Genomic DNA, 23,282 nt, shown 5'->3' on the forward strand with positions numbered 1-23,282 from the left:
ACGCAGATCCAATGTGGGAGCGAGCCTGCTCGCGAAGGCGTCAGTCCTGTCGATAATTTTCGCTCAGATAACCTGCCAACCCCCGCCCAGCGCCTTGTACAGGGCAATGCTGGCCTGCAAGCGCGAAAGGCGCAGTTGCACATTCATATCCTGCGCCGCATACAAGGTGCGCTGGGTTTGCAGCACCGTCAGCAAATCTTCGGCACCGGCCTGGTAGCGGCTCTGGGCAATGTCGAACGCGGTCTGCGCCTGGCTCAGTTCTTCGCTTTGCCACTGGCGCTGTTCGTCGAGGCCGCGAATGCTGCTCAGGGCTTTTTCCACGTCAGCGAAGCCATTGATGATCGCCCCTCGATAGGTTTCCAGCAGTTCGTCCTGACGCGCCTTGGCCTTGTCGCGCTCGGCGCTCAGGCGGCCGTTGTTGAAGATCGGCGCAGTCAATCCGGAAGACAGGTTGTAGAACGTGGTGCGCAGCAGGTCCGCCGCCAGATCGGCGCCAGTGCCGAGGCTGGCGGTCAGGGTGATTTTCGGCAGCATGGCGGCGCGGGCCACGCTGACGTCAGCCTGGGCCGCTGCCAGTTTGGCTTCGGCGCTGGCGATGTCCGGACGCCGGCTCAGCAGATCGCTGGGCACGCCACTGGCGATGTTCGGCCATTGCAACTGTTCGAATGACTGTTGCGGTGCCGACAATGCCTGCACCGGTTGGCCGAGCAGGGCGGCGAGGGTGATCAAGGCTTCGCGGGCCTGTTGCTGCACCAGTGGCAATTTGCGCTGCTGTTCCGCTACCAGGCTTTTTTGCTGGGCCAGTTCCAGTGCGGTGGCGCTGCCGGCGTCGAAGCGGGTTTGCACCAAGTGCAGGACGTTCTGCGCGTTGGCCAGATTGAGCTCGGCAATGCGTGCCTGTTCGCGCAATGCCAAGGCCTGCGTGTAACTGTTGGCGACGCCGCTTTGCAGGGTCAGTTCGACGGTGGCACGGTCGAATTCGCTGGCCTGTACACCGAACACGGCGCTGTCGCGCGCCGCGCGTTTACCGCCCCAGAAGTCTATTTCGTAACTGGCGCTCAGCTCGGCGTCGTAGTAATCCAGCGAGCGATTATCCGGGCTGACGTCGAGTTGGCTGTAGCCTTTGCCGTGCAACAGTTTCTGCCGGTTGGCATTGAGACCGGCCTTGATTTCCGGGAGCAGCGGGGCGCCGGCAATCGTCGCGCTGGCCTGGGCTTGCCTGACCCGCGCAACAGCGGCGCCGAGGTCATGGCTGCCCAGTCGCGCCTGTTCGACCAGTCGATCCAGCTCGGGGCTGCCGAACTGGGTCCACCATTGGCGGTTGCTCTGCACGGCACCAGGCTGCTCAGGTGATTGCCACGCGGCCGGTGGCAGCACGCCGCTGTCGGGGCGTGGCGCAGGGCTGTTGCAGGCCGCCAGCAACAGGCTGGCGGCAAGAATTGTCAGTGGCGCTTTCATAGGTCGATCATTCACTGGTAAGGGCCGTGACCGGGTCGAGCCGGGCAGCCTTGCGGGCAGGCATGAAGCCGAAGAGGACACCGGTGGCCAGCGCGCAGGCGAACGCACCGATGACGGCCAGCCATTGAAACGCGATCGCCACGCCGCTGAACAACAGCACGCCGCCGACCAGCATCGCCAGGCTGATACCGGCCAGGCCACCAACCACCGAAAGCATCACCGCTTCGGTGAGAAACTGGCGCAGTATGTCGCGCTGACGCGCCCCGGTGGCCATGCGGATACCGATTTCCCGGGTGCGTTCGCGCACGGTCATGAGCATGATGTTCATCACCCCGATACCGCCGACCAGCAACGAGATCGCGGCGATGGCGCCAAGCATCAGCGACAGCGTGCCCTGCGTGCGTGCTTCGGCTTGAATCATTGCGGCGTTGTTGGTCAGTTCGAAATCCTTCTTGCCATTGTGTCGCCGCAGCATCGCCTGTTCGATCGCCTGCTCGGCGTCTTTGACTTTGCGTGCGTCCTTGGCGGCGATCACCACGTATTCCGGATTACGGCTACCGAACAGGCGTGTGCTGGCCGCCGAGTAGGGCACGGCGATGCGGTTGTCGCTGTCGGAGTCGCCGGAGCTCGAGCCCTTTTCCGCCAGAACACCGAGCACCTGAAACGGCACGTTTTCGATGAGGATGTATTGGCCGATCGGGTCGGCGACATCCTTGAGCAGCTTGTCGCGCACCTTGGTGCCGATCACCGCCACGGCGGCGGCGCTGTCTTCATCGGCCTGGCTGAAGTAACTGCCCTGAACCACCGGCCAGTTGAAGATGCTCGGGAAATTGGTGTCGTTGCCACCGACGTAACTGCTGTGGTCGGCATTGCCGAAACGCACGCCAGCGGTCGAGCCGTTGACCGGCATGATCCGCTCGACCTGGGGCAGGGCAGCCAGCTCGGCGACGTCGTCGAGGGTGATGATGCCCGGTGGTGTGCGCGGATTGGGTGCGGCGCCGCTGAGGTAGATGATGTTGGAACCGAAGGCGCCCATTTGCGCCATCACCTGGCGTTTGCTGCCTTCGCCCACCGCGAGCATCACCACCACCGAGGCCACGCCGATGACGATCCCGAGCAGGGTCAGCGCGGTGCGAAAACGATTGATCCACATGACCCGCCACGCCGCTTGCACGGCGTCGACCAGTTCACCTTTCCAGGCGCCGGTCTGGGTGCTGCCGCTGCTCAGGCGCTGGCGCAGATCCACCGCTTGCAGGGCGCCGGGATTGGCGCTGCGTGGTGGCGCTGACGGGTGTTCGGCGGTGTCGCTGATGATCAGGCCGTCACGAATCTCGATGATGCGCTTGGCTCGTTGTGCGACTTCGCGGTCGTGGGTGATGAGAATCACCACATGGCCCTGACTGGCGAGTTCGTCGAGCAGGGTCATGACCTCGGCGCCGCTGTGGCTGTCGAGGGCGCCGGTGGGTTCGTCGGCGAGGATGATGTGGCCGCCGTTCATCAGCGCCCGGGCAATCGACACCCGTTGTTGCTGACCACCGGAAAGCTGATGCGGGCGGTTACCGGTGCGGCTGCCCAGGCCGAGCCGCTCCAGCAAGGCACTGGCCCGGGCGTGGCGTTCGGCGGCCGGGGTACCGGCGTAGATAGCCGGCATTTCGACGTTTTCCTGGGCGGAGCCGGACGGAATCAGGTGATAACCCTGGAATACAAAACCAAACGCTTCGCGGCGCAGCCAGGCCAGCGCATCGCTGTCGAGTCGGGCGACGTCTTCTCCGGCGAAGCGATATTCGCCGCTGGTAGGGCGGTCGAGGCAGCCGAGGATATTCATCAATGTCGACTTGCCGGAGCCGGACGCCCCGACGATGGCGACGAACTCACCGGCATGAATCGACAGATCAATGCCGCGTAATACTTCCACCAGCGGGCTGTCATTGCCGCCGTAGGCTTTGCGGATCTGCCGCAGGTCAATCAGTGGGGTTTGCATTCAGCCTCCGCTGCCGGTGGCCGGCGCGCTGAGGATGTGATCGCCTTCGGCCAGGCCTTCAAGCACTTGGGTGCGCAAGCGGTCGCTGATGCCGGTGCGCACTTCGCGGGACTCGATTTCGCCATTGGCGGCGACGATCTGCGCCCGCAGCCATTGTGGGCGTGAGCCGGGTTGCAGGGCGGCGCTCGGCACGGTGAGGGTGTCTTGCGCCTGTTGCGCCACAAAGAACACCTGCGCCGTCATGTCGGTCATCAGGCTGTTGTCGGCGTTGTCGACGTCGAGCAATACGGTGTAGAGCACCACGCGTTCGCTGCCGCTGCGACCGCTGGTGGGACTGCCACCCTGATTCTGTTCGAGCGGGCGCGGCGGCACCGGCAGAATTTGCCGGACGGTGCTGCTCCAGCGCCGAGCGCCGCCGCTGAGCGTGGTGAAGTAGGCGGTCATGCCGGGTTTGACGTGGCCGATGTCCGCTTCGGAAACCTCGGCCCACACGGTCATCGGTGAGAGCCGGGCGATGCGCAGAATCAGCGGGGTTTGCTGTTGCGCGTTGAGCGTCTGGCCTTCGCGGGCGCCGACGGCGACGACCGTGCCGCTCATCGGCGCATAAATACGCGTGTAGCCGAGCTCCGCTTCATCACTGCGCAGGCTGGCTTGAGCCTGGCGGATCTGCGCCTGGAACATGTCGATGCGTGCCTGGGTCGCGCGGACTTCGGCGCGGGCGGTCTGCACGTCTTCCTCACGGGTGGCGCCACCGGCGGCGAGTTTCTGCTGGCGTTGGTATTTCTGTTGCGCGAGGTCGTGCTGGGCGCGTTGCTCCTGCAACTGTGCCTTGAGGTTTTCGATGGAAAACCGCCCGGCATCCAGTTTGGCCTTTTGCGTGGACGGATCGATCTCTACCAGTAACTGGCCTTCCTTGACCGTGTCGCCAGCCTCGACATGAATCTTCTGGATCTGCCCGGACGCCTGCGCACCGACGTCCACATAACGGCGTGGCTGCAGCGTGCCCAGTGCGGTCACGCTGTTTTCGATACTGCTGCGGGTCACCTGCACCGTGGCGAGGGCGTCGCGCCCAGGCGGCAGGACTTGCCACGCGGCAACGGCGATCACGGGAATCAGGCAAAGGGCGGCGAACAGAGCGCGTCGGGCGGGGCGGGGACGTTTCATGCAGGGTTCCGGCCAGTGGAATCGGCCCGTCATTCGGCCAGTACACAGGCGTGCAGAGGCGCTGAACGCTGTCGCATGGCACGACAGATACGGGGAGCTGTCCTGTAAACGATGAATGCACAAGGGAATTTAAGCGCCGTACACATCAAGTAACAGGTAGCCAGACGCGACTATTTGGGGCGGATGTGGAAACAGCGCTTTAAATCTATATGAGAATTACTATAAATTACGCACCTCACGTTGCCACTATCTTGCTACTGCGTTTGCGGCGGCTGGATCAGTGTGCTCAAGGACAGGAACTGCATCGATGCGGTCGGGAGTCATGTTGGAAAACTACTATCGCGAGCTGGTGTGTTTCCTTAACGCCAAGCTGGGCAACCGTCAGGTGGCCGAAGATGTGGTGCATGACGCTTATGTGCGGGTACTGGAGCGTTCCAGCGACACACCGATCGAACAACCGCGGGCCTTCCTTTATCGCACGGCATTGAACCTGGTTATCGATGATCATCGGCGCAACGCCTTGCGCCAGGTCGAATCGCTCGATGTGCTGGACAGCGAAGAGCGCTATTTCACCCCGTCGCCCCACGGCACCCTCGACCACGGTCAACGTCTGGAGATGCTCCAGCGCGCGTTGGCCGAGTTGCCGCCGCGCTGCCGGGAAAGTTTTCTGCTGCGCAAGATCGAAGGTCTGTCCCACCCGGAAATTGCCGAGCACCTGGGGATTTCCAAGGCGTTGGTGGAAAAGCACATCGTCAACGCTATGAAACATTGCCGCTTGCGCATCAAGCAATGGGATGCCCATTGATCCTTGCTGGTTAAATTTCCGTTCATCGTCCTCGTTCCTACTCAACAGACGACCTGCTGACCTGATTCAGGCCGGTCAGGCCACCCAGGCTTTATCCCCGCGTTGAGGGGTTCATCCAGAGGACACTGGAAATGACACAGGCAATTGCATCGCCCATCGTTCACGACCTGATCGGCGTCGGTTTCGGCCCTTCGAACCTGGCGCTGGCCATCGCTCTGCAAGAGCGCGGCCCGACCCAGGGTGAGCTGGATGTGCTGTTCCTCGACAAGCAGGCCAACTACAGCTGGCACGGCAACACCTTGTCGACGCAGAGCGAGCTGCAGATTTCCTTCCTCAAGGATCTGGTGACCCTGCGTAATCCGACCAGCCCGTACTCGTTCGTCAATTACCTCAAGTATCACGGTCGTCTGGTCGACTTCATCAACCTCGGCACCTTCTATCCGTGCCGCATGGAGTACAACGACTACCTGCGCTGGGTCGCCGGGCAGTTCACCGAGCAGAGCCGTTACGGCGAAGAAGTGCTGACCATCGAGCCCGTGCTGCACAACCACCAGGTTGAAGCGCTGCGGGTGATTTCCCGCGATAGCCAGGGCCTGCAACATGTACGCACCACCCGTTCGGTGGTGGTCAGCGCCGGTGGCACACCGCGTATTCCGGAGGCGTTCAAAGCGCTGAAGGGCGATAGCCGCGTGTTCCACCACTCGCAATACCTCTCGCAAATGGCCAAGCAGCCGTGCGTGAACAATCAGCCGATGAGCATCGCGATCATTGGTGGCGGGCAGAGCGCGGCGGAGGCCTTTATCGATCTGAACGATTCGTTCCCTTCGGTGCAGGTCGACATGATCCTGCGCGGCTCGGCCTTGAAGCCCGCCGACGACAGCCCGTTCGTCAACGAAGTGTTCTCGCCGGAGTTCACTGATCTGGTGTTCCAGCAGAACAGCGTCGAGCGTGAGCGTCTGGTCAACGAGTACCACAACACCAACTATTCGGTGGTCGACATCGACCTGATCGAACGCATCTACGGCATCTTCTATCGGCAGAAAGTCTCGGGTGTTGCCCGTCATGCGTTCCGTACCCTGACCACCGTAGAGAAAGCCACCGCCACCGAAAACGGTATCGAGTTGGCTGTGCGCAACAACGCCACTGGCGAAGTCAGCGTACGCAACTACGATGCGGTGGTCCTGGCCACTGGTTACGAGCGGCAGATGCACCGCAAACTGCTGGCGCCGCTGGAAGAATACCTGGGCGACTTCGAGGTCGATCGCAATTACAAACTGATCACCGACGAACGCTGCCAGGCCGGCATCTACATGCAGGGCTTCTGCCAGGCCAGCCATGGTCTGAGCGATACGCTGCTGTCGGTGCTGCCGATTCGTGCGGACGAGATTGCCGGTTCTTTGTATGACCATGGCAAGAACCGTGGGCATCGGTCGATGGCGGATCTGCTGTTGGCGACTGCCAGCTAAAATCTGCGGCGCTGGAAAGACCGCTATCGCGAGCAGGCTCACTCCTACAATGTTCTGTGTACGCCGGACAAATGTGGGAGCGAGCTTGCTCGCGAAGGGGCCATCAAAAGCGCCACACATTCTGTTCCTGAACCCTTCCTGAACATCCCCCACATTCCCCGACACACCCCCTTTTGCGGGTTTACTCTCCAGACATCGGGGCGTAAGCTTCGCGCGTTTTCATCAATAGCGGAGACCCACAGTGGGTACTTGTTCGAGTGACAGTTGTCGGCCGGTCTCGGTAACCGGCAGATTCTCGGCAAGATAACGCGCAGCCTTTCTCTGCCGTTGTCTCGCCGTAACAGCGAGCAGCGGCATCCCGTGCATGACCCGTCCTGGGCCATGTCTGGACGTTCCTTCTCATCGACGCTGAACAGAGCGTGATTGCGACTTTATTGTCGTCATCGCAGCCCTATCGACACGCCTGTCGTTTCTGACTGGCGCGCCAAGCCTTGCCGTGCCGGTTTTTCCGGCGGACGAGGCGCGGCCGTACCTGCTTGACGGTTTCCCGGCTGACCATAGGGGCAACAGCCATGAAACTTACGCTCAAGGAATTCTTCGCAGGTTTTCTGCGGACCCGCCACATCGCCCGGCACTTCCGTCGTCTGGCGCTGCTGGAATCGATCAACGACACCACGGTCAGCCGTGAAGTCCCGCCGACTTTGGCCAACACCCTGGTCGATGCCGCGCATTGCGACAGCGGTGTGTTGCTCTCGTCATTGGGCACGCACTCCGATGGCCTCACCGATTTCGAAGTCGATGCACTGCGTGCGCAATACGGTCTCAACGAAGTCGAACACGAACAACCGCTGCCATGGTGGATTCACCTGTGGCACTGCTACAAAAACCCGTTCAACTTGCTGCTGACGTTGTTGGCGGTGATCTCGTGGCTGACCGAAGACCTCAAGGCCGCCGTGGTGATTTTCTCCATGGTGGTGCTGTCGACGTTGCTGCGCTTCTGGCAGGAAAGCAAATCCAACCAGGCTGCCGACGCGCTGAAAGCCATGGTCAGCAACACCGCCACGGTGATGCGCCGTGACGCCCCACGCAGCGAATTGCCGATCAAGCAATTGGTGCCGGGCGATCTGATCGTCCTCTCGGCCGGTGACATGATTCCTGCCGATTGCCGCGTGCTTAGCGCCAAGGATCTGTTCGTCAGCCAAGCGGCGATGACCGGCGAATCGATGCCGGTGGAGAAGTTTCCGCGTCAGGCTGATCGCGACACGCGCAATCCTCTGGAGCTGGACAACATCCTGTTCATGGGCACCAACGTTGTCTCCGGCACGGCGGTGGCGGTGATTCTCACCACGGGCAACAGCACCTATTTCGGTGCGCTGGCCCAGCGTGTCGGCGCAACCGATCGCGCGGTGACTTCGTTCCAGCAAGGCGTGAATAAAGTCAGCTGGCTGTTGATCCGTTTCATGTTCGTGATGGCGCCGCTGGTGCTGTTCATCAACGGTTTCACCAAGGGTGACTGGACCGAAGCATTGCTGTTCGCGCTGTCGATTGCCGTCGGCCTGACCCCGGAAATGCTGCCGATGATCGTCACCTCGACGCTGGCCAAAGGCGCGGTGTTCCTGTCGCGTAAAAAAGTCATCGTCAAACGTCTCGATGCGATCCAGAACTTCGGCGCCATGGACGTGCTGTGCACCGACAAGACCGGCACGCTGACCCAGGACAAGATATTCCTCGCGCGCAATGTCGATGTCTGGGGCGAAGACTCCGATGACGTGCTGGAAATGGCTTACCTGAACAGCTACTACCAGACCGGTCTGAAAAACCTGCTCGATGTCGCGGTGCTGGAACACGTGGAAATTCACCGGGAACTGAAAGTCGGCACGACGTTTCGCAAGGTCGACGAGATCCCGTTCGACTTCAATCGTCGGCGTATGTCGGTGGTGGTCGAAGGACGTGGCCAGCCACATCAGTTGATTTGCAAAGGTGCCGTGGAAGAAGTCTTGGCGGTGTGCAGCCGCGTGCGTCACGGTGAGGTCGATGAAGCCTTGAGCGATGAATTGCTGACCCGGATTCGTCAGGTCACCGCAGCATTCAACGCTGAAGGCTTGCGCGTGGTGGCGGTGGCCGCACGCTCGATGCCTGAAGGTCGCGAGATTTACAGCCTGGCCGATGAACAAGAACTGACGCTGATCGGCTATGTGGCGTTCCTCGATCCCCCGAAGGAAAGCACCGCGCCGGCGCTCAAGGCCTTGGCCGAACATGGCGTGGCGGTAAAAGTGCTGACCGGCGACAACGAACTGGTGACCGCGAAAATCTGCCGCGAAGTCGGTCTGGTTCAGCAGGGTTTGCTACTGGGTAACGACGTTGAACGCATGAGCGATGCCGAACTGGCGGTTGCCGTAGAGACCACCAACGTCTTCGCCAAACTGACGCCGTCGCACAAGGAGCGCATCGTGCGCATCCTCAAAGGCAACGGCCATGTGGTCGGCTTCATGGGTGACGGCATCAACGACGCTCCAGCCCTGCGCACCGCCGACATCGGTATATCCGTGGACAGTGCGGTGGACATCGCCAAGGAAGCCGCCGACATCATCCTCCTGGAAAAGAGCCTGATGGTGCTGGAGGAGGGCGTACTCGAAGGGCGGCGCACCTTCGCCAACATGCTCAAGTACATCAAGATGACCGCCAGCTCCAACTTCGGCAACGTGTTCTCGGTGCTGGTCGCCAGTGCGTTCATTCCGTTCCTGCCTATGCTGCCGATGCACCTCCTGGTGCAGAACCTGCTCTACGACATTTCGCAGATCGCCATTCCGTTCGATAACGTCGATGAGGACATGCTGAAGAAACCACAACGCTGGCAGCCGGGTGACGTCGGGCGCTTCATGCTGTTCTTCGGCCCGATCAGTTCGATCTTTGACATCACCACGTTCGCCTTGATGTGGTACGTATTCGATGCCAACACCCCGGATCACCAGACCCTGTTTCAGTCCGGCTGGTTCGTGGTCGGGTTGCTGACCCAGACGCTGATCGTGCACATGATCCGCACGCCGAAGATTCCGTTCCTGCAAAGCCGCGCAGCCATGCCGCTGCTGGTGATGACCGGGATCATCATGGCGGTCGGCATCTTCCTGCCGATGGGGCCGCTGGCGCATTACTTCAAACTGCAGGCGTTGCCATCGCTGTACTTCGTGTTCCTGCCGGTGATTCTGCTGGCGTACATGGCGCTGACCCAGGCAGTGAAAGGGTTCTACATCCGCCGGTTCGGCTGGCAATAACCGCACGGCCAACACCGTTCCCCTGTGGGAGCGAGCCTGCTCGCGAAAGCGTCCAGTCAGTTAATCATCTGTTAGCTGACACACCGCTTTCGCGAGCAAGCTCGCTCCCACAAGGAGTTGATGCGTTCTCAAGAGGGAGATACACATGCAAGCCATCAACAACCTCAACCTCGATTCGCTGCTCGATACCCTCGTCAGCCTCAGTGCCGCGTTTATCCTCGGTGGCCTGATCGGTTTCGAACGTCAGTACCGGCAACGCACCGCCGGCCTGCGCACCAATGTACTGGTCGCCGTTGGCGCAGCGATTTTCGTCGACATGGCCAACCGTCTCGCCGGTGCCGAAGGTGCGGTGCGTGTGGTCGCCTACGTGGTCTCCGGCATCGGTTTTCTCGGCGCCGGGGTGATCATGCGCGAAGAGGGCAACGTGCGCGGTCTCAATACCGCCGCGACCCTGTGGACCTCCGCAGCGGTCGGGGCCTGTGCCGGGGCCGATCTGCTCGCCGAAGCCGTACTCGGCACGCTATTCATTCTGGCCGCCAACACCTTGCTGCGGCCGATCGTCAACAACATCAACCGCCAGCCACTGGACGTGGTCTCGGCGGAAGTCACCAACATCGTTTACGTCATCGCCCGACGCTCGCAGCAAACCGCCGTGTTCGCCTTGCTTGAGGCCGAGCTTGAACGCAGCAACTACCCGGCCAGCGATGTTGATGTGCATGCCTTCGGCGCCGATGAAATCGAAATCGAAGCGACGCTGGCGACAACGTCGGTCGATGGCGATGAACTGGATGCGCTGGTGGCACGGATCTCGACCTCGGCATTGGTGGTGCAGGCGTTCTGGAGTCCGAGTACCACGGAATGATCGTTCTCGGTTGCTGAGAATTGTCCTACAAGGCGGCAAGAAAGAACCTACATTTTCACCCTTGGGTCTCGATCACTATTTGTTCCGGAGCAGAGATGCCCGGCGTCCTGATGACTCGATGCGTTATTACGGAAGTGCAATGAATACCTGGAAAGTTCGGCAGGGAATGGCCGGAAAGAGGGGGGAACCATTCGTTGCAGATTCCGTGATGAAGGTTGTTCGCTACAGCGAACAAGCCTGTTGTCGCTGATGAGTAATTGGGAGCCAGGCCGCTGGGCCGAATAAACAACTATCCCAAGAGATGTAAAAAATGAAAAAGATCGTCGCTGTTACCGCCGCTACCGTTGTCATGGGTCTCGCTTCTTTCGCCAATGCTGCGACGCCGGCTTCCGGCAACCCTGGCACCGTACGTTTCATTGGTGAAATCGTATCCGGCGCCTGCGGTATCGACGCCAGCTCTCTGGACCAGACCGTTTCCCTGGGTCAGGTGCCATCGAACCAGTTCAAGGCGATCGGTGATCGTTCGACGCCGACCAAGTTCGACATCATCCTGACCGACTGCGACACCACCACCCAGAAGAACGCCCGCTTCACCTTCAGCGGTGTGCAGGATCCAGCGGTTCCGGGCCTGTTCGCCACCACCGGCCTGGCGCAGAACGTCGGCATCCGTCTGCAGGCCAGCGCTGGCGAAATGCTCGATAACGGCACCGAGCAGGTCGCTCCGGTTGTGCTGCAAAACGGCAACAACACCGTGACCTTCGCCGCCATGTATGAAGCCACCGCTGCGACCGTCACCACCGGTGAAGCAGACAGCGTTGCGAACTTCACCGTGGCCTACAACTGATACCGCGGTATCGCACGTTGTAAGAAAAAGGGGTGAAAACCCCTTTTTTCTTTTCCGTCAAAGTTCTGATAAAGGCTATTTCCCGTGTACGGCCGAAAACTTTTCGTGTCTTGCGTGTTGATCTCCTGTGCGCGTTATTCAAACGCTGTGGAGTTTAATTCGGAGTTCCTGAATATCGATAAAAACGACGATATCAGTCTCGGACAGTTTGCCCACGCCCAATACACTGTGCCCGGTCGTTACTTGCTGGATATCACCGTCAATCAGCGTTATTTCGGCTCACGTTCGATCGAGTTCAAGAGCGGCGCCAACCCGCAGGAAAGTTACGCCTGTCTGCCCGAAGACCTGGTGGCGACCTTTGGTCTCAAGCCTGCGTTGCTCAAAAGCCTGCCGCGTCTGGCTGAGGGGCAATGTGTGGATTTGCGTGGCATTGAAAATGCCTCGATCAAGTACATGAAAAACCTTGGACGTCTGTCGATCAGCCTGCCGCAGGCCTCGTTCGAGTATGACGATCCCAACTACATTCCGCCTGCCGCCTGGAGCGACGGGCTCAACGGCGCGTTGCTTGATTACCGAGTGATCGCCAACAGCCGCGAAACCAATACGCCGTCCGGCGATTCGCGTTCATTGCAAAGCTATGGCACGGCCGGGGTCAACCTCGATGCCTGGCGCATCCGCGCCGATTATCAGGCGCGGCAAGAGTCAGGTAGCCAGAATAATGATCCCCACGGCGAAGCGTTCCAGTTGAACCGCTTGTACGCCTATCGCGCGTTGCCATCGATACGTTCGAAGCTGTCGGTCGGTGAGGACTATCTGAACTCCGATGTGTTCGACACCTTCGCCTTGCGCGGTGCGACCCTGAGCAGCGACGACCGCATGTTGCCGCCGAACCTGCGCGGTTATGCGCCGCTGATCAGTGGCGTGGCGCGTACCAACGCGACCGTCACCGTGTCCCAGCAGGGCCGTGTGTTGTACTCGACCACGGTGACCCCGGGCGCGTTCAGCCTTCAGGATCTCAACAGCAGCGTGCAAGGCACACTGGATGTGACCGTGCGCGAAGAGGATGGCAGCGAACAAACGTTTACCGTAGCCACCGCTGCAGTTCCGTTTCTGTCCCGTGAAGGCGAGTTGCGTTACAAGGTTTCCGCCGGCCAGCCGCGCCTGACTGGTAACGGCGGCACAGAGCCTGAGTTTGTCGCCTCGGAAGCGGCCTATGGTCTGCCAAGGGACTGGACGATCTACGGTGGCGTGCTGGCGGCCTCGGGTTATCAGTCGAATGCCATCGGTATCGGCAAGGACCTTGGCGTATTCGGCGCAGTGTCTGGTGATGTCACCACGTCTCGGGCGAAGCTGCGCTGGAACGGCGAAACCGTGGCCGGCAACTCTTACAGAATCAACTATTCCAAGCGTTTTGACGCCATTGGCACCGACCTGCGGTTTTTGGGTTATCGCTTTTCCGACAAGACCTTCACCAACTTTTCGCAGTTTGTCGGCGATGCCGATTCCTATGCGATGAACTCGGGCAAGCAACGTTATTCGGTGACCTTGGCCAAGCATTTTTCCTGGTTATCGACGAGTTTTTCCTACGACCATTCGACTTATTGGGACGCGCCGGCAGCCGATCGTTTCGGCATGACCGTGGCGCGCAGTTTTTCCCTTGGCAACGTCAAGAACATCACCGCAAACCTGTCGGCTTACCAGACGCAAAACAGTCGGCAGAATGACTCGCAGATCTACCTCGGCGTGACGGTGCCACTGGGGGGCAATTCGATGGCCTCCAGTAACCTGCAGCGCTCGGGTTCCGGCGATTCGTCCGCCAGTGTCGGCTACAGCCATGACGACGGCGAAGGCGTGAACTATCAGGTGTATGGCGGCGTTGGCGACAACCGCTACGTCAACGCCTATGTCGGTAAACGCGCTTCGAGTTACCGCGCCAATGCGTCGGCCTCCACCGATGGCAGCACCTATCGCTCGCTCACCGGCGAACTCGACAGCTCACTGGTCGCTACCCGTTATGGGGTCTCGGCCCATGGCAATGGCACCAATGGCGATACGCGCCTGCTGGTGTCCACCGATGGCGTACCGGACGTGGCCTTCACCGGGCAGACCCGCACCAACCGGGACGGTTATGCGGTGATGGATGGCTTGCCCTCGTTTCAGGCTTACGAAGCGCGGGTCAACGTCGAAAAACTGCCGCTCAACACCGAAGTGTCCAACCCGATCCAGCGTCTGGCGCTGACCGAGGGAGCCATCGGCTACGTCAATTTCGCCACGGGGCAGGGCCGCAACGCATTTGTCGTGTTGACCCGCAACGACGGTAAACCGGTGCCTTTCGGCGCATCGGTGCAGGACAAGAACACCAACCGGGAGGTGGGCATCGTCGGCGAGGCGGGCGTCACTTATCTGTTGGGCATCAAGGTTGGGGCTGAACTGGTAGCGCGTTGGGATGACGCCGGCCAATGCAGTCTGGCCAAACTCCCTGAGGAGGACGTGGTGAGCAATATCGCCAAGCCTGCCCAGTGTCTGTAACCGCGTCTTCCAATAAACCCGGAGTCATCATGTCTCGTTTTGCCTTGTTTACTGCTCACCGTCTGTTTCTGGCCGCTGGCCTTGCTCTGCCGCTGTTGGCCAGCGCCGCTGTGGTGCCGGATCGCACCCGGCTGGTGTTCGAGGAAAGTGCACCATCGGTCAGCGTCACAGTCAGCAACAAAAACCCGCAGCTGCCATTTATTGTGCAGTCGTGGATCGAAAACGAGAGTGGCCAGAAAGTCACCTCACCGTTCATGGTCCTGCCACCGCTGCAGCGCATCGAGCCGAACGAAAGCAGTGTGCTGCGTATCGTGAAATTGCCCGAACTGGCCCTGCCGGCGGACCGCGAGTCGGTGTTCTATTTGAACATTCGCGAGATTCCGCCGAAGAGCCAGGCCGTCAACTCGATGCAGATCGCCTTGCAGTCGAAGATCAAATTGTTCTATCGCCCGGCAGCGGTGAAGCGTGAGCGTGGCGAAGACCTCGCGCTGGGCCTGAACCTGAAAATCGACCCGGCAGCGAAACAGCTGATTGTCGATAACCCGACACCGTTTCACATCACTGTGGTCGGGCTGCTGGCCGGCCCGGAAAAAACCAGAATGCCGATCGATACGGTGATGATCGCGCCACGCGGCAATGCGCGCTTTGCCCTGAGCAACACCGCGTTCAGCACCTTGCGGGTGTCGAACATGAATGACTTCGGTGGCCAGTCCGATACGTTGTTCAACTGCGTGGCGAACGTCTGCAAAGGCGTGAGACCGTGAGCCTGTTCTCCACGCTGACCCGGCTGGTCGCGGCCGCAGTGCTGCTGGGCGCGTCGCAGTTGGCTTCGGCGATGGTCTGCAAGTCGCTGGACGGCGGCAGCTACCTGAGCGAATACATTGGCCCGGTGTCGGTGCCGGACACCGTGCCGGATGGCACGATCATCTGGCGCTCGAAAACCCATGTGGTGCCGGCCGACTGCTGGAAACTCTTCGATCTGCACTTCAGGGAAGACGATCCGATCTACTTCTATGGCAACCCGGCAGGACTCAATGCCACCCCGTGGGGCATCGAATTCGGTCTGGTGTATCGCGGCGTGACAGCCTGGGACGGCGACTGGAGTTCCAACCCGACCCAGGGCGTGAACAGCGGATTCGTATCCCGTGGTTGCCCGGACGCGACCAGCGGCGCTGACATGCTCGCGTGTTCACGGGTGACGCCCAGCATTGCGTTTCAGGTGGTGATCCGCAAACGCGGATTGTTGCCCTTGCAGCGTCCCTCGCAAGACACCTACGACGTGTTCCAGTTCGACGGTCTCTATGGCTTGAATGGCGGGCCGAGCAACCCGGCGGGCAACTTCCGTTTTCAACTCTCCGGGTTGCAGAACATTGTCGGCACCGCGTGCACGGTCGATGTCACGGTGACGCCGGAGCCGGGCATTGTCGACTTTGGCGTGATTCAGAAAACCACCACTGGGTTCTCGCCGCCCAATCCGACCCGGCCCTTCAGCCTCGCGCTGGAAAAGAAGTGCAGCAGTGCGATCAACATCGGTGCGACGTTTGTCACCGCCAACCAGCAGGGGCTTTACAACATTCTGCCGACGGCGGGCAGCCAGTTCGGCATTCAGGTGCGCGATGCCCACAACAATCTGGTGCAGATCAACGAGCCTTTCCCTCTGGCGAATTTTCCGGCGGACGTCAGCCATATCGATGTGCCGTTCAGCGCGTCGGTGGTGTCGCTGGGCGATCCCGAAGTCGGACCGTTCGAAGCGATCATGGTTGTGCAGATCGTTTACTACTGATGACGCCTTAGCCTCTGGGAAATTTCCTACATTGACGCAGGATAAGTCCTGCGTTCAACCCTGCTGGCGCAGGCCACTATCCGGTCTCCCGGGTCAATTGAGTGATTAAAGGAAGATGACCTCCCCACGTATTCTGGTGCTGGAAAATCATGAGTTTGCCCGCAACGTGCTGGTCAGGATGTTGCAACGCCTGAGCGTGCGTGACGTGTTGCAAGCACCGGATGCCGAGCAGGCCATGGTGCAGATGCACCTGCAGGGCGGGGTCGATATCGTGATCTGCGACCTCACTGACCGGGGCCTCGATTGCCTGGAATTCCTCCGTGTTGCCAGCCACAGCGGTATGGTGCGCGCGGTGTTGCTGTGCAGTGAACTCCCCCCGGAGCTGGCGCGCACCTTGGGGCAAATGGCCTCGCTGGGCGGTCTGCAATTGCTCGGAGTGCTGAGCCGGCCGGTGCAGCTGCGTGCCTTGAACCGCCTGCTGTATCGCTATAAACACGGGCGGATCCCGCCGGTGCTGGCGCCACCGAGCAAAGAGTTGCCCCACGAAGATGAAGTGCGCCGCGGGCTGGCGCTGGGTGAGTTTCGGGCGTGGTTTCAGCCGCAGTTTCAATTACACAGCGGTGCGGTGATCGGCGTGGAAGCGCTGGTGCGTTGGCAGCATCCTGCGCGCGGGACGCTGTTGCCTTGCGACTTTCTCTCCGCCGTGCTGGCGTATGACTTGACCGACCAGATGTTCAAACAGTTGCTCGAGCAGGGCCTGAACCTGCTGGGCATTTTGCGTCATCGTGGTGTGGCCTTGCAGTTGGCGTTCAATCTGCATGCCTCGCAACTGACCCATAGTGCTCTGGTGGAACACATCAAACGGGCGCTGGAGCGGCACGGGTTCAACGGATCGGTTCTGATGCTCGAACTGGCGGAGAACGGTTTGCTCGATTGCCCGCCCGGCACGCAGGAGAACTTGTTGCGTTTGCGCCTGCTGGGCTGCGGATTAGCGGTCGACGACTTCGGTGTCGGGTTTTCCTCGTTGAAGCTGATGTGCCAGTTGCCGTTCACCCAGATAAAACTCGATGGCCGTTTTGTCCAGCACCTCGACCGTCAACGCAACCGGGCGATGGTCGCCAGTACGAGGGTGCTGGCTCGTTCGTTAGGAATGGATCTGGTGATCGAAGGCATCAGCAGCCCAAAGGTGCTTGAGCATGTGCGCGAGCTGGAGTGCGAAATGGGTCAGGGTTATTACTTGGCCCGTCCCATGAACGGACATGACTTGCTGCAATGGCTGGAGAAGCCAGAGGGCGAGCGCTGATCGTTGTGCGGTGCTGTGCGGTGTTTTCCAAGAATTTTCCTACAATTCTGTGGTGCTCGTGTATGTTCTGCACGTGGAGCATCTGGACTGCTGTCCCATTGTTATTTGTGGCGTTGCCAAGTAGTTGATCAACGTCTTACAGGGGTTTTTATGTTGAAAGCGATCATCGTGGACGATCACCCGTTCATTCGCTCTGCGGTCAAGATGCTGTTGAAACAGGAACATTTCGAAGTCGTCGCGGAAGCGGACAATGGCGCCGATGCTGTGCAGCTGGCCCGCGAACATACCCCCGACCTGATCATTCTGGACATCGCCATGCCCAAGCTCGACGGCCTGGAGGTGATCTCGCGTATCCGCGCGCTGAACCTGTCTTGCAAGGTCCTCGTGCTGACGTCGCAGTCGGCACAGTTCTATTCCATGCGCTGCATGAAGGCTGGCGCAGCCGGATACATGTCGAAAACCAACGACCTCGACGAGTTGGTCAAAGCCATCAAGGTGGTGATGGACGGCTATACCTTCTTCCCCAATCTGGCCAGCAGCTCGGTGCGCCGCAGCGATGCGCAGGCCACCGATCTGGAATTGATTCAGAGTCTGTCTGATCGCGAGTTGACGATCCTGCAGCAACTGGCCAAGGGTTTGAGCAACAAGGAAATCGGCGAAGCCATGCTGTTGAGCAACAAAACCGTCAGCACTTACAAGACGCGGCTGATTGAGAAACTCAACGTCAAGTCGGTGGTGTACCTCGCCGATTTTGCCAAGCGTAACAACCTGCTCTAGATGATTATTTTCGTCAGAAATTGCCTGGCCGGTCTGGCACTGTTCGGCTCAATGTCGTTGCTGCAGGCCATGGCCGCGACGCAGCCCGATACATTGCAATTGCTCGGTCGCTCGGATGTCGACGAGTATGCCGTGCCACTCGATGAGCCGGACTGGAGCTGGTTGCGCCGCAAGGGGCGTCTGTTGCTCGGCGACAGCAGCCCTGATTACGCGCCTTTTGCGATCACCGGCAACGGCAATGATTACGAAGGTCTGACGGCCGATTACGCACAACTGATCGAACAATTGCTGCACGTCACGGTCGAGGTCCGGCGCTACGCCTCGCGCGGCGATCTGCTGACGGCGCTGAAGCACGGCCAGATCGATATGATCGGCACTGCTAACGGTTTTGAGGCGGCGGACCCCGAACTGGCAATCTCTTCGCCTTACGCTGACGATAACCCGACCCTGGTGACGCGCATCGATGAGAGTCACAACCTGCCGGAAGACCTGGCGGGCAAACGAGTGGCGATGCTCTATCACTACCTGCCACCGGAAACGGTCAAGGCGTTTTACCCAAAAGCCGACGTGCAACTGTATCCCTCGACACTGACGGCGATCGGTGCCGTGGCGTTCGGTCAGGCTGACGTCTATCTGGGCGACCTGCTCAGCTCCAATTACCTGGTCAAGAAGAACTACCTCAACAACGTTCAGCTCAGCGATTTTTCGCGCATGGAAACCCAGCCCTTCAGTTTTGCCGTGACCCGGGACAACACTCGGTTGTTGCACATTCTCGATGCGGCGTTGAAGGTCATTCCTGCGGAAGAGCGTATGAGCATCCGGCGCCGCTGGAGTGTCGGCGGGGTGGCCATTCCCGGCCAGCATCGACTGCATTTCAGCGTGAACGAACAGCGTTGGCTGGATCACCATCCGCGTATCAAAGTCGCGATCAACGAAAACTTTCTGCCGTTGACCTTTGTCGATGAAGCCGGAAAGTTTCGCGGCATCAGTGCTGATGTGCTGGCCAAGATCAGCCTGCGCACGGGCCTGCAATTCGATATACAGCGTGTTGAGTCGGTGGGCGACCTGATCGGTGAGGTGACCAGCGGCAAGGCCGACATGCTGGCGGCGTTCACGCCGAGCACCGAGCGCGAAGGTCAATTGCGCTTTACCCGGCCGTACCTGATCAACCCGTTCGTGCTGGTCACTCGCCGTGGCGGCGAACCGATGACGCTGGATCAGATGGCCGGCAAGCGCCTGGCGCTGATCAGCGGCAACATTCTGCGCGAGTACCTCATCGAGCAATTCCCCAAGGTGCAACTTGTGACGGCAGGCAACGCCGCCGAGGCCATGGAGATGGTCGCGTTGGGCAAGGCCGACGGCGCGATCAATTCGCTGGTCAGCGCGCGCTATTTGATCTCGCGCCAGTACCGCGACACTTTGCAGGTCACCAGCACGGTCGGCACCCAGCCTGCACGCATCGCACTGGCCACCAATCGCGGTGCGCTGGAGTTGTACTCGATCCTCGACAAGGCACTGTTGAGCATCAGTCCGGAAGAAATGGACGAGTTGACCAACCGCTGGCGCAGCGAAGTGGTGGTGGACGACAGTTACTGGCTGCGCAATCGCGCGATGATCATCCAGGGCTTCGTGATCGCCGGCGTGTTGCTGTTGGTGGCGCTGGGCTGGATCGCCTATCTGCGTCTGTTGATGCGCAAGCGCCGTCAGGCGGAAATCGCGCTGAACGATCAGATGGAGTTCATGCGCGTGCTGATCGACGGCACGCCGCATCCGATCTACGTGCGCGATCGCGAAGGTCGCCTGGTGATCTGCAACAGTGGTTATCTGCAAGTGTTTGGTACCGAGCGCGAAGCGGTCATCGGCAAGTTGGTCACGGACGGCGTGCTCAGCGATATGCAGCAGGCACAGACGTTTCAGGATGATTATCTACGGGTGATGGAGGACGGCTTGCCGAGCATCCAGGACCGTAGCCTGAATCTGGCGGACGGCCGCGCGCTGACCATCTACCACTGGATGCTGCCGTATCGTGGCAGCGACGGTGCAGTCAACGGCATGATCGCTGGCTGGATCGATGTCAGCGAGCGTCAGCATCTGTTGCAGGAACTGCAAATCGCCAAAGATGTTGCCGATGACGCCAACCGCGCCAAAACCACGTTCCTGGCAACCATGAGCCATGAAATTCGGACGCCGATGAACGCCATCATCGGCATGCTCGAACTGGCGCTGAAAAAGGCCGATCAAGGTGTGCTGGATCGCTTTGCCGTTGAAGTGGCCTCGGGCGCAGCGCGGGGCTTGCTGGACCTGATTGGCGACATTCTCGATATTGCACGGATCGAGTCCGGGCGCCTGTCGCTGGCGCCGGAGCGCGCCAATCTGCGTGAACTGATTGAATCGGTTGCGCGCATTTTTGAAGGCCTGGCGCGCCAGAAACAGTTGCGTCTGCAACTGGATCTGGACGCCCTGAGCAACGTCGACGTGTTGATCGATCCGCTGCGTTTCAAGCAAGTGTTGTCGAACCTGTTGAGCAATGCGATCAAGTTCACCGATGTGGGCAAGGTGGTATTGAGCGTGCAGGTCGAGACCGGCAGTGATGATCGACTGCGCCTTTGCTTGCGCGTAACCGACAGTGGACGCGGCATCTCGCTTGTGGATCAGGCGCAATTGTTCACGCCGTTTTCCCAGGCTGCCAACCATGGTCAGTCGGTCCAGGGCGGCTCCGGGCTGGGGCTGATGATCAGTCGCACCTTGTGCGAAATGATGGGCGGCAGCCTCGCGCTGACCAGCGAATTGGGGCAGGGCACGCAGATCGAGGTGCGGTTGAATCTACCGACACTCGATCCTCTGGACGCCGCGCCGGTCGAGGAAAACGTGGCACTGCAGGCCAGCCACTGTCTGAATATTCTGGTGATCGACGACTACCCGGCCAACCGTCTGCTGCTGTCGCAGCAGTTGAGTTATCTGGGCCACCGGGTGACGGATGCCGAGGACGGCGCCCATGGCCTGCGTGCCTGGCGCAACCAGACGTTCGACGTGGTCATCACCGACTGCAACATGCCGATCATGAATGGTTACGAACTGGCCCGGGCGATCCGCGATGAAGAGGCGACGCGAGGATTGGCGCGCAGCCTGGTGTTGGGGTTTACCGCCAATGCGCTGGCCGAGGAGAAGGATCGTTGCGCCGAGGCCGGCATGGACGATTGCCTGTTCAAACCGATCAGCCTCAGGGATCTGAATCTGCGTCTGGCCGCAGTCGTTCCACGGCCTCGTTCACCGACTGAAGACGAGCCCGGCGATGTCGGCACCGGTGACATCGATCTGAGCAGCCTCGAACAATTGACCCGTGGCGACCGCGCGTCGATCAACAGTCTGTTGAGCGATCTGGCCACGAGCAATGCGCAGGACATGGCCAAACTGATGCGCCTGTTTACCCAGCACGACATGCCCGGGCTCGCCAATCTGGCCCACCGGGTCAAGGGTGGCGCACGCATTATCAAGGCGCACTCACTGATCCAGGCTTGTGAAGCGCTGGAGGTTGCCAGCGAAGGTCTCGACACGCAGGTTCTGACCGAAGCGGTGGATGCCTTGCAGCAATCGATGGAGCGTTTGGCGGAGCAACTGGACGAGCGCCTGGCGTAACAAACTATTTCCAGTTTCCCTGTGTTTCTTGCGAATTTTCCTACATTCGTCACTGGCTCTCTGTCGCTAACGTGCGGTGGTCTCGGCATACAGCCGAGCTCACTTCACTGGTTAACATTTGGAGCTGTTGATGACCCTTCCACGTATGTCTTCCCGTGCACGATTGGCCGTCTGTGGACTGGCCGTTGCTGCGGCGTTGAGTGCCTGCGCCAGCGCGCCGCTGCCAGAGCAACAGATCAGCTTGTCCAAGGACGCGGTCAACCGTGCGGTGTCGGCCGAAGCAACCCAATACGCACCTTTGGAAATGAAGGCAGCGCAAGACAAGATGTTCCAGATGGAACGCGCCCTCGGTGAGAAAAACTACCCGCAAGCCAAGTTGTTGGCCGAACAGATCGAAGCCGATGCCAACCTCGCCGAACGTAAATCACGCGCTGTGAAATGGCAGAAACAACTGGCTGACGCGCGCAATGGCATTGAGGTGCTCAAGCAGGAAATGCTGCAAGACCCGGTCACCGGTTTCAATCCGCCAGCCAGCGCTCAATAAGGACTTGTTCATGTCGAATTTCAAACTGTTGCCCATCGCTTCGCTGATCGCTCTGACACTGGCCGGTTGCGCCACGCCGCCTGAAAACCCGCAACTGCTGCAAGCCCGCGAACAGTTCGCGGCGCTGCAAAACAAGCCGGAAGCCAACACCCTCGCAGCCATTGAAACCAAGTCTGCCTTTACGGCGTTGAACGCGGCCGACCAGGCGTCGCAGAAGAACCGCCAGGCACCGCAAGTCGATCAATTGGCCTACCTGGCCAGCCAGAAAATCGCCCTGGCCGAGCAGACCATTGCCGGCCGCCAGGCGGAAGCCGGGCTGAAAAAAATCGATGCCGAGCGCACGCAGGTGCAACTTGATGTGCGCACCCAGCAGTTGAAAGCGTTGCAAGCGATGAAGGCAAAACAGACCGATCGTGGTCAGGTCGTGACCTTTGGTGACGTGTTGTTCGACACCGGCAAGGCTGACCTGAAATACGGCAGCCAGCGGCAGTTTCAGCAGTTGGCCGACTTCCTCAACGACAACCCGGAGCGCAAGGTGCGGGTTGAGGGTTTCACCGATGATGTTGGCAGCGAAGGGACCAACCAGCGACTGTCCGAGCGTCGCGCCGCCTCGGTGGCTCGGGCGCTGACGAAGCTGGGTGTCGATCCCCAGCGCATCTTTACCCAGGGTTACGGCGAAGAGTATGCGGTGGCCGATAACGGTAATGCGGCCGGTCGGCAGCAGAACCGTCGGGTCGAAGTGATTGTGTCGAACGGCGCCGCAGCCGTGAACGCGCGTAACTGACTCCCAGGGAGCCAGCCACTCACCCGCAATGGCTGAGCGGCTATTCAAGTGTGACGAGAGCAGGAAATTTCCTA

16 protein-coding genes are annotated in these 23,282 nt (G+C 60.2%); 13 read left to right on the forward strand and 3 right to left on the reverse strand.

Annotated features, from left to right (window positions below; translation table 11 throughout):
- Positions 1–63 precede the first annotated feature (63 nt).
- Genes CLU80_RS23360 through CLU80_RS23370 form a run of 3 tightly spaced genes read right to left on the reverse strand, consistent with a single transcriptional unit; the run spans position 64 to position 4,603 of the window.
- Positions 64–1,458, reverse strand: coding sequence for an efflux transporter outer membrane subunit (locus CLU80_RS23360; protein ID WP_099758504.1), 1,395 nt, complete (start codon positions 1,456–1,458; stop codon positions 64–66).
- 7 nt (positions 1,459–1,465) lie between these two features.
- Positions 1,466–3,439, reverse strand: coding sequence for a MacB family efflux pump subunit (locus CLU80_RS23365; RefSeq protein WP_099758505.1), 1,974 nt, complete (start codon positions 3,437–3,439; stop codon positions 1,466–1,468).
- The gene (locus CLU80_RS23370; protein WP_099758506.1) at positions 3,440–4,603 is read right to left on the reverse strand and encodes an efflux RND transporter periplasmic adaptor subunit; all 1,164 of its coding nucleotides are present in this window, start codon (positions 4,601–4,603) and stop codon (positions 3,440–3,442) included.
- A 322-nt stretch (positions 4,604–4,925) separates the two neighbouring features.
- Here CLU80_RS23370 and CLU80_RS23375 point away from each other — a divergent pair, with 322 nt between their 5' ends.
- The 13 genes from CLU80_RS23375 to CLU80_RS23435 all read left to right on the forward strand — a co-directional run bounded on the left by CLU80_RS23375 (position 4,926) and on the right by CLU80_RS23435 (position 23,208).
- Positions 4,926–5,408, forward strand: a complete 483-nt coding sequence (locus CLU80_RS23375) for a sigma-70 family RNA polymerase sigma factor (RefSeq protein ID WP_042704912.1) — start codon at positions 4,926–4,928, stop codon at positions 5,406–5,408.
- Positions 5,409–5,539: 131 nt separating this feature from the next.
- Positions 5,540–6,874: a lysine N(6)-hydroxylase/L-ornithine N(5)-oxygenase family protein gene (locus CLU80_RS23380; RefSeq protein WP_099758507.1), complete on the forward strand. Its 1,335-nt coding sequence runs from the start codon at positions 5,540–5,542 to the stop codon at positions 6,872–6,874.
- A gap of 572 nt (positions 6,875–7,446) precedes the next feature.
- A complete protein-coding gene (mgtA, locus tag CLU80_RS23385) occupies positions 7,447–10,146 on the forward strand; it encodes a magnesium-translocating P-type ATPase (RefSeq protein ID WP_099758508.1) in 2,700 nt (899 codons plus the stop codon).
- Between the two features lie 145 nt (positions 10,147–10,291).
- Positions 10,292–11,008, forward strand: coding sequence for an MgtC/SapB family protein (locus CLU80_RS23390; protein WP_007913384.1), 717 nt, complete (start codon positions 10,292–10,294; stop codon positions 11,006–11,008).
- Positions 11,009–11,318: 310 nt separating this feature from the next.
- Entirely contained in the window at positions 11,319–11,852 is a 534-nt protein-coding gene (locus tag CLU80_RS23395; RefSeq protein WP_095047684.1) for a fimbrial protein, read from the forward strand.
- 147 nt (positions 11,853–11,999) lie between these two features.
- On the forward strand, positions 12,000–14,381 hold the full coding sequence (locus CLU80_RS23400; RefSeq protein WP_245398032.1) for a fimbria/pilus outer membrane usher protein: 2,382 nt from the start codon (positions 12,000–12,002) through the stop codon (positions 14,379–14,381).
- A 29-nt stretch (positions 14,382–14,410) separates the two neighbouring features.
- Positions 14,411–15,145 carry a fimbrial biogenesis chaperone gene (locus CLU80_RS23405; protein WP_093431982.1) on the forward strand — a complete coding sequence of 245 codons (735 nt, stop codon included), beginning with the start codon at positions 14,411–14,413 and terminating at the stop codon, positions 15,143–15,145.
- Entirely contained in the window at positions 15,142–16,164 is a 1,023-nt protein-coding gene (locus tag CLU80_RS23410; RefSeq protein ID WP_225919927.1) for a fimbrial protein, read from the forward strand. Before CLU80_RS23405 ends, CLU80_RS23410 begins: the two co-directional genes overlap by 4 nt.
- Before the next feature lie 115 nt (positions 16,165–16,279).
- Entirely contained in the window at positions 16,280–17,467 is a 1,188-nt protein-coding gene (locus CLU80_RS23415) for an EAL domain-containing response regulator (protein ID WP_093431988.1), read from the forward strand.
- A gap of 150 nt (positions 17,468–17,617) precedes the next feature.
- The gene (locus CLU80_RS23420) at positions 17,618–18,244 is read left to right on the forward strand and encodes a response regulator transcription factor (protein ID WP_093431991.1); all 627 of its coding nucleotides are present in this window, start codon (positions 17,618–17,620) and stop codon (positions 18,242–18,244) included.
- Entirely contained in the window at positions 18,245–21,880 is a 3,636-nt protein-coding gene (locus tag CLU80_RS23425) for a transporter substrate-binding domain-containing protein (RefSeq protein ID WP_286079764.1), read from the forward strand.
- A gap of 130 nt (positions 21,881–22,010) precedes the next feature.
- Positions 22,011–22,424: a DUF4398 domain-containing protein gene (locus CLU80_RS23430; RefSeq protein ID WP_245398035.1), complete on the forward strand. Its 414-nt coding sequence runs from the start codon at positions 22,011–22,013 to the stop codon at positions 22,422–22,424.
- A 10-nt stretch (positions 22,425–22,434) separates the two neighbouring features.
- Positions 22,435–23,208, forward strand: coding sequence for an OmpA family protein (locus tag CLU80_RS23435; protein WP_099758510.1), 774 nt, complete (start codon positions 22,435–22,437; stop codon positions 23,206–23,208).
- The last annotated feature ends 74 nt before the right edge of the window (positions 23,209–23,282 follow it).

Origin of the sequence: Pseudomonas sp. 29, from assembly GCF_002754355.1 — a bacterium.
Classification (GTDB): Bacteria; Pseudomonadota; Gammaproteobacteria; order Pseudomonadales; family Pseudomonadaceae; genus Aquipseudomonas; species Aquipseudomonas neuropathica.